At 62.0% G+C, this 13,694-nt stretch carries 10 protein-coding genes; 6 read left to right on the top strand and 4 right to left on the bottom strand.

The features are described from left to right. The first annotated feature begins 36 nt into the window (after positions 1 to 36). Positions 37 to 471 (top strand): metallopeptidase family protein, encoded by a 435-nt coding sequence (locus tag ACGG9J_RS00145; RefSeq protein WP_390132509.1) that lies wholly within the window; start codon positions 37 to 39, stop codon positions 469 to 471. Between the two features lie 9 nt (positions 472 to 480). Here the strand turns inward: ACGG9J_RS00145 and ACGG9J_RS00140 are convergent, their stop codons facing one another. Genes ACGG9J_RS00140 through ACGG9J_RS00130 form a run of 3 tightly spaced genes read right to left on the bottom strand, consistent with a single transcriptional unit; the run spans position 481 to position 5,454 of the window. Continuing rightward, the gene (locus ACGG9J_RS00140) at positions 481 to 2,004 is read right to left on the bottom strand and encodes a DUF5719 family protein (RefSeq protein ID WP_390132507.1); all 1,524 of its coding nucleotides are present in this window, start codon (positions 2,002 to 2,004) and stop codon (positions 481 to 483) included. Then, positions 2,001 to 5,138, bottom strand: a complete 3,138-nt coding sequence (locus ACGG9J_RS00135) for a glycosyltransferase (RefSeq protein WP_390132505.1) — start codon at positions 5,136 to 5,138, stop codon at positions 2,001 to 2,003. The genes ACGG9J_RS00140 and ACGG9J_RS00135 overlap by 4 nt, the downstream gene beginning before the upstream one ends. A gap of 58 nt (positions 5,139 to 5,196) precedes the next feature. After that, positions 5,197 to 5,454, bottom strand: coding sequence for a WhiB family transcriptional regulator (locus tag ACGG9J_RS00130; protein WP_390132503.1), 258 nt, complete (start codon positions 5,452 to 5,454; stop codon positions 5,197 to 5,199). Between the two features lie 304 nt (positions 5,455 to 5,758). Here ACGG9J_RS00130 and ACGG9J_RS00125 point away from each other — a divergent pair, with 304 nt between their 5' ends. From ACGG9J_RS00125 to ACGG9J_RS00110, 4 genes are all read left to right on the top strand, one after another. Beyond that, a complete protein-coding gene (locus ACGG9J_RS00125) occupies positions 5,759 to 7,207 on the top strand; it encodes an LCP family protein (RefSeq protein WP_390132501.1) in 1,449 nt (482 codons plus the stop codon). Between the two features lie 235 nt (positions 7,208 to 7,442). Next, entirely contained in the window at positions 7,443 to 8,555 is a 1,113-nt protein-coding gene (locus ACGG9J_RS00120; protein WP_390132499.1) for an LCP family protein, read from the top strand. Positions 8,556 to 8,662: 107 nt separating this feature from the next. After that, entirely contained in the window at positions 8,663 to 10,618 is a 1,956-nt protein-coding gene (locus ACGG9J_RS00115) for an FtsK/SpoIIIE domain-containing protein (RefSeq protein WP_390132497.1), read from the top strand. A 77-nt stretch (positions 10,619 to 10,695) separates the two neighbouring features. After that, entirely contained in the window at positions 10,696 to 10,974 is a 279-nt protein-coding gene (locus tag ACGG9J_RS00110) for a WhiB family transcriptional regulator (RefSeq protein WP_015021978.1), read from the top strand. Between the two features lie 111 nt (positions 10,975 to 11,085). Here the strand turns inward: ACGG9J_RS00110 and ACGG9J_RS00105 are convergent, their stop codons facing one another. Beyond that, positions 11,086 to 12,573: a sensor histidine kinase gene (locus ACGG9J_RS00105; protein ID WP_390132494.1), complete on the bottom strand. Its 1,488-nt coding sequence runs from the start codon at positions 12,571 to 12,573 to the stop codon at positions 11,086 to 11,088. 168 nt (positions 12,574 to 12,741) lie between these two features. Here ACGG9J_RS00105 and trhA point away from each other — a divergent pair, with 168 nt between their 5' ends. Next, entirely contained in the window at positions 12,742 to 13,662 is a 921-nt protein-coding gene (gene trhA / locus ACGG9J_RS00100; RefSeq protein WP_390132492.1) for a PAQR family membrane homeostasis protein TrhA, read from the top strand. The last annotated feature ends 32 nt before the right edge of the window (positions 13,663 to 13,694 follow it).

Here is a 13,694-nt window from a genome sequence, read left to right as displayed (position 1 = left end):
AAACCGACTCAGAGTTGAGGGGCTATGGTGAGTGTCATGATCAGCGATCAGCCGCCTTGGTCCCGCAGCATCTACCGGGACAGTCATGGCCGTGGGATTCGTCGGCCCACTTTCGGCACCCGCCTGCCCCGCTATCGCACCAGATGCGGGGTCTTCGACGATCTGACCGCGGCACAGATCCGCCGGCTGAGCGTCGGCTGGCCCCAGCTGGTCAAGCCCGTCCAATTCGCCGTTGAGGACGTGCCTCCCTCCGACCCAACCCCCTGGGAGGATAGGTCGGACCTCTTCTCACGCAGTTTCCCGGCAAGCCGCGGCATCCCCGCCAGAATTGTCCTCTACCGTCTGCCCATCCAGAGCAAGACCCGGGACCGCATGGAGCTGGAGCTGATCATCCGTGACGAGCTGGTTTTGCAACTGGCCGATCTTTATGGGCGTGATCCCGAGGAGATTGACCCCATGTGGGGACGCTGAAAGCCCATCTCAGGGAAGGACATTGGAGTCGGGGCCTGAGCGAATCAGGGTGGTTACAGGCATGAGCCCGTCAGGAGTCATGACCGCCAGGCCGGCCAGGCCAGCTTGGTTGACGGCATCCACGCTCAGGCGTGCGTTCCAGATCAGCCGGGAGGAGTCATGCCCCGAGTCCTCATTCAACCGAACGGCAGCCACCTTATCACCCAGCTCATGGGCTGAAAGCTCGTGGGCACGATCCGCCTCAACGGTCAGCGAGCGCTCCCCCAGCTTGTTGCCCTTCTCGTCGAATCCAACCAGTTCGGCCTTGATCGGATCGGCCGAGGGGTTGGCAAGGGTCAGCAAGGCCTGGGCAGGCTGCGATATGGTCAGAGCCGAGGAGGCGGCAGCAGTCCCCGCAGGGATCAGAGTCAGGTCGGACTGCGACCGGTCCTGATTGCCCTGGCCGGTCACCTGCAGGACTGCTTGGACAGCCTGGTCGGCATGCACATGCAGAGCCAGCTTGCCATCAGGAACCCCACCCAGATCCACCGCCGTGGCCCGGGAACCCTGCAGGTCCACCCGCCGCAAGGATTGCTGACCGCCTTCATCCATCCAGGACAGGTCCACCGCCGTGGCCCGTGAGCTCTGAAGAAGCAGGGTGGCCTGGTCTGCCCCGCGCAAGCCGGGAATAACCAGATCACGACCGGGAGCCCCCAAGGCAACCACTTGATCCGATCCGCGTGGATCAAGTCCAGCCATGACATTGACAGAGACCGACATGGCCACTGGAGCCTGGGAACTGCGAGCCCGAACATAGATGGCCTGCTGGTCAGGAGCCGCCGCAGACAGGTCGTATGAGGCATGGCCGCCGGGTGCCACAGTCATGGTCTTCCCGGTCTCAAGGGACAGGTTGCCTGAGGAGTGCGAACCCTGGGCCTCAAGACTGATCACCGTGGCTTTGGATGACGGATTGTAGACCACCAGCCGCTGGGTGGTTCCTCGGCCGGTAGCGGGCAGCAGAAAGTCCGCATCCATAACGGCCCGGGGGCAGGCCAGCGCTTGGATCCCGCGCAAATCGCCCTTGGTGGCCCAGGAAACCATACCGACCGCAGCACCCGTGCCCGGCTGGGACTTGAGCATCCGGGCATCGAAAACAGCGGCCGAGGCGCCGGGATCGAGCGAAGCGGCCATGGCCTTCTGCCCGTCCAAGAGATCGGGATCGGTCACCATGATGCGTCGCCCGTCCCCCAGCGGGGTCAAGCTGGCACTGCCGATGGATCCGAAGGCGGCGGCTGTGACACGGGCGGTCAAATCGCCCTCGGATGCTTTGAACTGGTCATCGCCGACCTTATCCTCATCGGCTACCGTCATTCGAGTCGGGCAGTAGGCCGCCACCTCCCGCTGACTGACCCGGCTGGCAACCACTGTCGAACCCTTGGCTCCATCAGCCAAGAATGCCGGAGGCGTCCAGACCAGCAGAGCGGCAATCAGAACCGCCACCAGGGGCGCCGAAACCAGTGCAGCTGCCAGGGATCCCTTGCTTCGTGCACTCATAGTTGCTCCCCTCCAAAATAGCCCGGTCGAGGCAGAGCCACCAGGCAGTATCCCAGCAGCACCAATCCCAGGGCCCACAGCCAGACCCTCCTCCAGGTGCTTGCCTCTGCTTGACGGACCCCGGCCATGTCGACGCCCACATCCTTGCCGGACTGCGAGCTCAAACGGAAATAGGTTCCCTGGGCATTGGCCACCACCTGCTGGGCGCCATCACTGGCGGTGATGTTGGATACCAGGTCATCGTTGGGCGTGGATCCCAGGCCTGCAGCTCCAGAACGGTCAACGGGCACGTAGATACCACCAAAGCCCAGGTCGGTCACAGCGGCTACGGCCTTGGAGTCGGCATTGGCCATCAGAGCCGCCGCCGAATGGGAGAGGACATCCTCGCCTGCCATCCGCCTGCCATTCACCCTTTGGACACGAAGGGCAGGCGAAGCATCGATCAGTTCTCCCCGAGAGGTGTGCAGACCGTTGTATGCCACACGGCCATGGGAGGGTGAAGTCAGCACCAGCACTCGATGGGACGGATCCTTGTCCAGATAATCCACCGCCACTGCCGGAAGCCGCCGGTCATCAGCAGACAGGGGTCCTCCCTCAGGCGCCGCCAGACCGACCACTGCTACACCTGCTGTAACCAGTGCCAGGGCCAAGCCCAACAAGAGCCTCAGAACCCGTCCGCCACCATCGACCACAGCTGCCGAGATTCCGGACTGCGCAGGAGGCAGGGGCGGACGATCGTCATCGCCGTCAGGGGCCTGATCGTGTCCGGGAGCAAGGGGCGAGAAAGGACGGACAGCCTTTCCAGCCAAGAGGCCCAAACAAGCCAGCATCCCCATGAACGCCATCATCATGCCAGGCAGGACCGAACCGGCCACTGAACCGGTCTCGTCCAGGCCGGTGCAGACCGCTTGCGAGACAAGCGCCAGGCCCAGGCCAAGCAAGACCGTGATCCAAAGAATCCTGGCAGCCTTGAGCACCCGAGGCACGACCAAGGCGATGAAAGCAAGCAGGGCTACCGCCAGCAGACAACAGGCCAGCGTGGTCGGACGCCAGAGCTCAGGTCGCCACCTTAGGGGCCATAGGGCCGAAACATCCAAGCCCAGCAGGCGGGTCAGCAACTCTCCCAGGCTCCCAACTCTGGGGCGGCCTGTCAGGTCTGCTGAAGGGATCATCAGATCGGCGAAAAGCTGTCTCCAAAGCCCCTGATTGGCATGATGCAAGGAGTTGGCCAGGGTCGGCGCCAGGGCCAGTGCCGAAGGCAGCGGCATCAGCAGCAGCATGGCCCGATGGGAGGGCACCAGGCAGATCGCCATGATGAAGAGCGGAATCATGGCCAGCATGAGCTGAGGTTCGGCTGCCAGTACCGGCACAAAGCAGATGGAAGCCAGAGCCGCCTGTTGAACCGAAGCCTTAGGGCGCACAGGAGCCTCGGTCTGATACAATCCCACGGCCTTGAAAACGAAAGCGAAAGCGGCAGGCATGAAAGCCATGACCGTCAGCATGGGCAGCTGCAGACCGTCCACAACGCCCAGGGCGAATGCCAGGCCAGTCCAGAGCAACCCCAGCAGGACGCGGATGGGGTTGGACCTGGTGACCACGCCGGCCAGGGCCCAGAAAGACAAGGCGGCCAATCCCGTCTCCGCCAGGAGCATCAGGGGCATGGCCTGGGCCACATGACCGCCGGTCAGCAGAGCGAAAGGCAGGAGCACCAAGAGGAAGGGGGCAGGAACTGCGGACTGCCCTACGCCCCCGGCCCAAGACCAGGAGGTTGTAGTCGCCGCAAGCAAGCGGGACCAGTCGGCTCCTGACGACGGCAGTGAGGGCGCATGGACAGCTTCTCCCGAGAAAACCGCGCGACACAGGGGCCAGTGGGTAGCCACCAAGGCAACCAAGACCGCTAGCGTCATCCCTGATGCCCATGCCAGGCGCCGCAGGAGCTGCTGGCGCAGATGCGCCAGGGCCAGGTGGCTGAGCATGGGATGCTCCTGCTGTTCGCGGAAGGCCTTCCTGCGCTGCTGCCACTGCCGGATCTGCTGGCCATTGGCCTGAAGAATGTCCAATCGGCGGGGACCACCATGACAGGCAGATGTCAGACGGCGGCGCATGGTAAGCAAGGCTGCAGGACGAGCCAGAATCCGCCAGGGCGCGCACAGACGGCAGAGAGCTCGGTAGGGCCGCTTGCCGATAAGATCAACCGCCATGAACCAGCAGGCAGCCAGGATCCGCCAGAGCCAGACCAGAGGCCACCAGGGCAGGGCGAAATCAGTCAGCAGATAGCGTTCCCGAGCCAGCATGGGGCCTATGGAGGCATCCAAGGGGCGGTCAGGCTGCACCGGCCGCCCATTCCGATCACGCAATCCGCTCATCCGAGCACTGGCATGGGCCATTCGAGCGCTGGGCACCACCACCACACGTCCGCCTGACAGGCAGATGCGGCGGCAGAGATCATCGGACTGGCCAAAAGTGCCAGCCCAGGCGCCTGGCCCACCCAGGTCCTTCATGGTCTGCATGGGCACCAGGGCACCAGCCAGGCTCACGGCAAAGACATCCTGACGCGCGTCATACTGCTCTTGGTCGGGCTCGCTGTCCACTACCAGACTCACCGTTCCGTGATGGTAGGCATACCGACCCACGTCTCGCAGCCCCTGGCCCTGCCAGTCATACTGCTTGGAGCCCAGCAGGGAGGCAGTGGGATTGCTGTGCCAGGTGTCGACCAGCTTGTCCAGACAATGCCTATCCAGCGGACGGCAGTCGTCGTGCAGAAGCCAAAGAGCGCGAATCCGGCCAGGCAGACGGGCATAGCCAAGCGCCTTGTCCAGGGCATCGCCGAAAGAGGATGCACCTCGCGCGCGAACCACCTGCACCTCCATCCGCGCTGGCCCATCCACTGGAAACTGCGCATAAAGAGGCTCGGCAGTGGCTCCCGAGCAGTCAGCGATGACCAGGATCCGAGGCAAAAGACTCTGGCGCAAGAGAGCACGCAGGGTATCCGGCAGGTAGGTCAGATCATGCTCGACCGTGATCACCGCAGCCACGGCATCCTCTACATGAGGACTCGCAGCAGGGGAACATTCGTTCATGACAGAAGAGAGGACCTGCCGGACATCCTGGGCTTGAGGCGCGACGAAACTCATGCGTTCCAGTCTACGCAAACCAGGTCACCGGATGTCTCGCTAAGGCACCTGCGGCGATTCAGACTTGACGCTGTGCGCGCATCATCTTCTTGTAGCGGCGGCGCTCCCGTTCACTCATTCCGCCCCAGATGCCAAAGCGCTCGTCATGCTCGACGGCCCAGTCCAGGCATTGCTTTCGGACGGTGCAGTCTGCGCAGACCCGTTTGGCCTCCTGAGTGGAGCCTCCCTTGCCCGGAAAGAATGCTTCCGGGTCAGTCTGTGCACAGAGCGCCTCGCTTCGCCATGATGGTCCGATGTTGACTTCGAACCATTGCATCAGCGGCGTCAGCCTGTTTTTAGTTGTACTGCTGTATCGAGTGTCAATAAAACCACTCATAGCGACCCCCCAGTCCCTAGTGTGTTTACACACTTTTATTACAGCCGCTGCGGGGGTCGTCTGTCAACCCCTAAATGTCTGCAAGCGCAACTCTGCCGCCTATGGACGGATCCGTATCGCCCGAAGAGGAGCTGCGGATGGGGGTCAGACTATACTATGACTGGTTCAAGCACGCGTCATCGCCATACCGGTTCTTCCCGCCGGAATGGCCCCTACAGCGACAGCCGATGAGGAAGGCATACCATTGACGTCCCCAACCAGAAAGATGGGTCTGCCCAACATCAAGGCGGGCAGGAACAGCAAGCCCCAACACAGCGGCGGGTTCCGCAACAGCCACCGCCTGCGTACCGGCATTTGTCTGGCCCTGACCTTCGTCCTATGCTTCGCGGCCTCAATGGCAGCGGCCTTCTGGACAGACATCAATGGGCACATGCATGTGCTCGAGCCTGTCAATCCCCTGGCCCAAGCGCGCAAGGATCCGGAAGACATCTACAAGGGCAAAACCCTGAACGTCCTGGTGCTGGGCCAGGATACCCGCGAAGGCAAGGGCAATGCGGACGTGGGAGGCAGCGGGGACGGCCTGGAGGACAACCACCAGTCAGACACGGCCATGGTGGTCCAAATCGCCGCCGACCGCTCCTTTGTGAACGTGGTCTCCATCCCTAGGGACTCCATCGTAGACGCACCGGCCTGCACCACCAGCAAGGACAAGACCATCCCAGCCCGACGTCAGGTCATGTTCAATTCAATTTTCGCGGAAGGCTACAACCAAGGCGGCGACGTAAATTCAGCCGCCAGCTGTTCCCTGGCTGCAGTCCGCTCCCTGACCGGCCTGGACATCCAGCAGTTCGTGGTGGCCGACTTCAACGGCCTCAAGTCCATCATCGACGCCCTAGGCGGGGTTGACGTGTGCATCCCCAGGGACACCCAGGACAGCTACACCGGCATTGACCTCAAACGCGGTCTGCACCATCTGGACGGGACCCAGGCCACCGAATACGCCCGTATGCGCCACGGAACCAGCGCAGACGGATCGGACATTATGCGCACCACCCGCCAGCAGTACCTGATCAAAAGCCTTGTCAACGAAGCCAAGACCGTTGACATTTATTCGGACCTGCCCAAGGCCTACCGTCTGGCCACCACCTCCATGTCCACCCTGCAGCTGAGCGAGGGTCTGGGCAGCTTCCAAACCCTGCTAGGCCTGGGCAACTCGCTCAAACATATAGACACCGCCCATATCTACGCCCGGACCGTACCTGTCGAGGAATGGCCTTTGGACCGCAACCGGGTGGTATGGACCGACCAGGCCGAAACCATCTGGCACCTGCTGCGCCAAGGCAAGCCGTTGACCCAGGCCAATGAGGAAGCTGACTCGACCTCCTCGTCGGACAATCAGACCGACGGCGAGCAGAAGACCCAAAGCACCCAAGGCGATGCTCAGACCCAGAGCAAGAGCTCTGACACAGGGACCAGCAGCCAGGCCCCCTCTGCATCCGCAACCGCTCTGCCTCAGCCGGATCCTCGCACAGGATTGATCACCATGCCCGACAAGACCCTGATCGATCCGAGCACGGGCGGAATCGTGGATCCGAACGACGGTACCATCAAAGATGCGGGAACCGGACAATACATCGGCATGGCAGACCGCTACCTTTTCGCCACGGTCTGTGCGGTTCCGGCGCAGAGATAGCCGATTAACCCCCTCAAGTCGTTCAAACATGCTATTGCTTGCCTAGTCGGTCAAAGCTATGGAGGTTGAAGGCATGCGGACTGGTTCAGACCAAGGCGGACAAGAGCAGGAGCCACCCAGCTTCATGCCCTCCAGGCATCGCCATCCCGGATCCACCCCCAAATCTCCCGCCAAAACTTCCAGTCACAGCCGAAGGCAGCAGGAACCTCCCAGTTTCTCGCCCTCCTCAAGGAGCGTGAATCAACCGAGGCAGGCCGGCACAACCCGAACAGCCAGGCGCACCAGCGGCTCCTCACGGACCACACCCAGGCCAGCTGGCCCGACTGCTCCCCGCACAAACGGATGGAGCGACAGCGGCAATCAGGGCAACCGGCACCTGCAAACCGGTGCTGCCCTGACCCGCAAGCATCCCCTACGTAGGTTCATGGTCATACTGCTGCTGGTCATCCTGCTGGCTCTGTTCGTACTGGCGGGCGGCGGCTGGTTCTGGATCAATGCCAAACTCACCCGCGAGAAAATGCTGACGGACGCCCCAGGTTCCGGGGCAACTAGCTGGCTTCTGCTGGGGTCAGACCAGCGCGACGGCTCCCCGGGGGCAGGCCAGGATACCAGCATCACCGGTTTCCGGACCGATACCATCCTAGTGCTGACCAAGCCCCGGCACGGAGCTGCTTCCTTGATTTCAGTCCCCCGCGACTCTCTGGTCAAACAGGACGGGGACTACATGAAGATCAACGCCGTGGCATACACATCGGGATACACGGCCCTGACCAGCAAGATCGAGGACATCACGGGCCACAAGATCGACCATGTGGCTCTGATCCGCTTCGGAGGCCTCAGCAAGGTAGTCGATGCCATGGGTGGCATCAATCTCTGCTATGATGCGGACGTCAACGACCCAAATTCAGGCATGGTCTGGTCCAAGGGCTGCCATCAGGCTGACGGCGGCATGGCACTGGCTTTCACCCGCATGCGCTACTCGGATCCCAAGGGTGACTTCGGGCGGGCCGAGCGGCAGCGTCAGGCCATATCGGCCATCACTTCAAAGGCTTTGCAGCCCTCGGTCCTGCTCAACCCCGCTACAGCCAACAAGGTTCTTTCGGCAGGGCTGGATGCCCTCGTAGTGGACGAGCGGACTAACGCCATAGACTTAGTGCGCATGGTCCTGGCCTTCCGCAGCGCCAGTGGCGGGAAAGGCATTACCGGAAGTCTCTATTGGACCGACCCCGACTACTACCCCAACAGATGGATCGGTTCAACCGTTCTTCTGGATCAGGCCCGCAACATCGACCTCTTTAACCAGCTGGTCCAGGGCAGTCACGATCCTGGCACCGTCGGCGGCATCTAACAGCTGCATCCGACACACGCTTCTCGAATCCTGCCAGCCTCATCCACATTCGACCACATGACAGGTTCGCTCTGGCAATCAACAGCCGGGCCTTTCAGACTGGGAGCATGACCAATGCCCATTCGCCAGCAAACGCACTTCCCGCATCGGCAACGATCGGCTCGCAGACTTCGATTGAAACCGAGAATGACCATCCGCGCCCTGCAAATAAGAGCAGAGCCCAGGTCATTCTGACCCTGGTTGCACAGACGGCACCGGCCCTAGCCCAGGCAGGCATGATCTGGTACGTGGTCGGCCAGGGCCGCTGGATGCTCCTCCTCCTGCTGCTGCCAAGTTTGACGGGAACTTTAGCCATGGTGCTTTTGAGCCTGCTGCGAGCGCACCATCGGCCACCGTCCTCTCGCCCTGCCGGTACACAACGGGCATACGGCACAGTACCCAATAGTGCCGCTCTATCGGCAAACACGCTGGACAAGACCCGACAGGACCTGGCTGAGCTAGCTTCTGAACCTGGCCCTCAGCTTGAGTCCCGGCTGTCGGAATCAGCGACTTCAAGAGCACACGGTCTGCTCTGGCAGGGCATCGTCCACGCCTGGCTTGCCGGAACAGGGAAGACGGCACCGGCAGTCATCGGAATCTGCCCTGATCATAATCCGCTGATCATCGATTTGCCGCACGATGGACCCCACGCCCTGGTAGCGGGTACCACAGGATCAGGCAAATCGGTCTTTCTGCAGACCTGGTGCCTGTCCCTGGCCGCCAGCCAACCGCCGGATCGGCTCAACCTGGTCCTGCTGGACTTCAAGGGCGGCGCCGGGTTCAGCCTGCTGGCCCGACTGCCGCACACTGTGGGCTGCGTGACCAATCTGGACCTGGAACGGGCTGTACGCGCGCTGAACGGCCTTCAGCGGGAGTTGGAGCGGCGTCAGCGCTTGGTGGCCGCAGCTGGCGTGGCAGACACTTCACTGATGGCAGATCCACCGGCACGCTTAGTGGTGGTCATCGACGAGTTCCAAGCCTTGCGTCAGCTCCTGCCTGACTATCTGGGCAAGCTGACTTCACTGGCCTCCCAAGGAAGGTCCCTGGGCATGAACCTGGTGGCCTGTACCCAGCAGACCATGGGGCAGGTCAGTGCTCAGATGCGGGCCAATATGAACCTGGGCATCTGTCTGAGGGTACGTGATCCCCTGCAGTCCAGGGAGCTACTGGGCTCCTCCTGCGCCACGGCAATCACTCCGGCATGCCCAGGTTTGGGCTTCCTGGATCGGGGCCAGGGCCCACAGGCCTTTCGCACTTGCCCAGCGGATGACCCACAGGCCTTGGTGGAACAGATCATCAAAGCCAGCCGCTTCTGCGGTAGCTGCCCGCCAGCGCCCCTCTTCTCTACTCCACTGCCAGAGAATGATCCGGTTTGCGGACATGTCCTCTGGCAATCGGGACGGCCTTTGATACCCCTGGGACACATCGACGACGGAGTCCTGCTGCACATCTATCACCTGCCGATCAAAGGTCATACAGCCCTGATTGGACCGCGAGGCCGAGGCAAAAGCACTCTTTTGGCCCTTCTGGCTCGTTCTCTGGTCGCCCTGATGAAGCTGGGAGACCAGCCAAGGCCGAACTTCGATCTGCGCATCACGCGTCGGACAGGTCACGACTACAGCAGCAGAGATTTTCCCGGCTCGGTGCCGCCACCCCCTCAGAGTCATCAGGGTGGCAGACGGGGGCTGGTTTGGATTCTTGATGATGCCCAGGATCTGCTGGATCCGCTCTGTCAGGATCCTCTGGCCCCTCTTCTGCAGGAGGCTTTGGGACAGGAAGACGCCGCTGTGATTCTCGCCGTGGACACACCCAGCGCCCTGCGCAGACCAGAACGTTTCAGTCATCGTCTGGTGTTTCCCTGTGGCGAACGGGGGACCGATCTGGCAGCTGGCATCCCCGCGGATCGATTGGCGACCTTATCGGCCCGTACCAGTGCCATTCCTGGACGGTGCCTGATCCTGGATGCGGGCGCCGGTATTCCGCTACAGGTGTTCTCTTTAGCCGTAAAACAAATGGACCCTTGAAAAAAGTCACTCATCGTGCTTATCTTGCATAGGGTAGTGATAAATCATCGATAAAAACTTCTTGGAGGCTTAGGTAGATGAGTAATGCGTTTGATTGGCGCGCCAAGGCTGCTTGCCGTGACAAGGACCCTGAGCTGTTCTTCCCCGTCGGCAACACAGGTGCGGCCTATCAGCAGATCGAGGAGGCCAAGGCCGTGTGCCGGACCTGCAAGGTCATTGACGCCTGTCTCAAGTGCGCGCTGGACACCAACCAGGATTACGGTGTCTGGGGCGGACTGAGCGAGGACGAACGCAGGGCTTTGAAGCGTCGGGCCATGCGTGCGCGCAGGTCCCAGGCCATGCAGATGCAGTCCTGATTCCTTCTCGATCGCAAAGATCCAGGGGCGATGGCTTAACGCTTTCGCCCCTTTTCTTTTTCCGAAAAGCACCCTTGGTTAAAAGGCTTCCCCGTTAAAAGGCGACCAACCTCACACATCCTGGGCCACGCGCAGCTTAATGTTGATGACCACCCGGGTACCCCCATCCCGACGGGGCTCCCACTTGACCGTGCCGCCGAAGTCGTTGGTGACGAATGTATTGATGATCTGCGTGCCCAGCCCGGAACCGGTGGAACGAGCCTGGCCCTGGTCTGACTCCGTGCTGTAACCGTTGCCATCATCTTCGACCACCACATTGAGGTTGTTGCCGCCACGGCCCACCGATATGGTGATATGCCCCTCGTCACGCCCCTCGAAGCCATGTTCGACGGCGTTGTTAACCAGCTCGGTCAGCACCAGGGACAGGGGCGTGGCATCCTGTGCCGGCATCATCCCGAACTTGCCCACATATGAGATCGTGATGTGCTGGTCGCTGGTCGTGGCCAGGTCCACGCTCATCTTCAGCAGGTTGGCGATCACCTTGTCGAAGTCGACAATCTCGTCTGCAGTCTGGCTGAGGCCCTCATGCACTACTGCAATAGTCTGGACGCGACGCTGGGCCTCCTCCAGCTCCTTGCGGACCTCGTCGGACTTGGTGCGCCTGGCCTGCAGCCGCAGCAGGGCCGAAACGGCCTGAAGGTTGTTCTTGACCCGATGGTGAATCTCCGAGATGGTCGCATCCTTGGTCTGCAGCTCCATCTCCCTGCGGCGCAACTCCGTCACATCCCGGCAGAGCACGATGGCGCCCGTCCTGCCCTGCTTGCCATACAGAGGCAGGGAACGCATAGAGACGGCCGACCCATTGGCATCCAGCTCCGAGTCCACGGCCGCCTTGCCCGACAGGACCAGTGGCAGGGAGTCAGGCACGGGATCGTTCTCCTTGAGCAGGGAAGTGCCGATCTCGCTCAGGTACTGGCCGATCATGGTCTCCACCGAGCCAAGTCTGCGGAAGCAACTGATGGCGTTGGGCGAGGCATAACGCACCACGCCGCCTGCAGTCAGCACGAAGAAACCATCGGCCACCCTGGCATTGTGCCGCTGATTGAGTACTGAATCCGCATAGGGGAACTCACCGCGGGTGATCATCTCGAAGAGCTCCTTGCCCGAGTTGATGCTCTCGCTCTCATAGCGGCCGTTGGACTCGCGGGTGGCCATATTGGTCTCGCGGACCACCAGGCCCAGGGTTCTGCCCTGGTGGCGGATCGGGGCGTAAACGTCGCAGACCGTAGCGCGGCCTATGGTGCGCAGTTTGGTGGATCGCAGCACCCCCTTGGACCGCATGGCCGCCTCCAGCTCATCGCGACGATCAGCAGGGAAGTGCTCCCCCACCACATCTTCAGTGCGCAGAGACATGACCGTGGAAGGTCGGCACTGCTCGGCTACAGTGAACTCCCCTTCGCCGGTGCGCAGCAGGAGCAGCAAGTCCGCAAAGCTCAGATCGGCAATGACCTGCCAGTCGGCCACCAGATGGTGGAGCCACTCGCGGTCTTCCTCATTGCAGTCGTCGCATGATGCCAGAATCTCGGAAAAATCAGCCATGCTCTCCATCATACAAAGGGCTCTCGGAAGCAGACAGGCGGGTCATGCCCAAGGCGATGATGACATGCGCGTCCAATACACAGGTCTGGGGTAGGGTTGTTCACGGATGTTTCGCCCCGGCGACCGGACCCGACAGACCCGGACCAGTCAAGGGGCCAAGGGAGGGCTATGGCAACCAGGACCAGCGAGGACGGCAGACCGCCTGAAGACCAGGAGGTCGACCCCGATCTCGAACGCCGCCGCCAGCAGCGCCGCCAGGAGCTGACTTACCTGCGTCGGGATGCAGAGGTGGCCCATGAGGCCCACCTGCAGGCCAGGGCTGACGCGGTGCGCGCCAAGGCCAAAGCCAAAGCCGCGCGAATCATGACCAAGGCAGAGATCAAGGCATCCCGCATCGAGGGCATCCCCGACATGGAGATCGAGCGCAAGGTCCGTCTGGATGTGCACGGTCGTCCCAAGCCACTCTTGCGTGGCTGGATCCACGCCGTCGCCGCCCCGCTGGCCCTAGCCGCCGGTATCGTGCTGATCTGTCTGGCCCACGGCACTGGCCTCAAGCTGGCCTGCGCCGTCTTCATGATCGCCTCGCTGGCCCTCTTCGGCAACTCCGCCCTTTATCATCTGGGCGACTGGACACCAGGGACCACGGACGTGCTGCGCCGCCTGGACCATGTCAACATCTTCCTGCTCATCGCCGGCACTTACACCCCTATCTCCTTCGCGCTGGACCCCTTCTGGCGGCGGATTATCATCCTGGGTATGTGGGGGGCAAGCCTGGTGGCCATGATCGTCCACGTCTTCTGGATAGAGGCTCCTCGCTGGCTCTACACCTTGGTCTACGTGGTCTTCGGAGTCTCGGGCGTGGGCTTCCTGAAGCTCTTCTGGGACTCCCCCATGGCCGGTCCTCCGGTGGTTTGGCTGATCGTGGCCGGCGGTCTGGCCTACATCCTGGGAGCAGTGGTCTACGGCCTGCGCCGACCGGACCCCTGGCCCCGGGTATTCGGTTTTCACGAGATCTTCCACTGCGGCACGGTCATCGGCTACGCCTGTCATATCGTGGCCATCTACCTGGTGGTCTGCAACCTGCGCTGAGCGGCTCGCCAATCCCATGCATTTTCAATAAA

It is taken from the genome of Bifidobacterium apicola, from assembly GCF_042846865.1.
Lineage (GTDB): Bacteria > Actinomycetota > Actinomycetes > Actinomycetales > Bifidobacteriaceae > Bombiscardovia > Bombiscardovia apicola.
The sequence above is the reverse complement of the archived record's forward strand: the minus strand, read 5'-3'. Positions and strand labels throughout refer to the sequence as shown.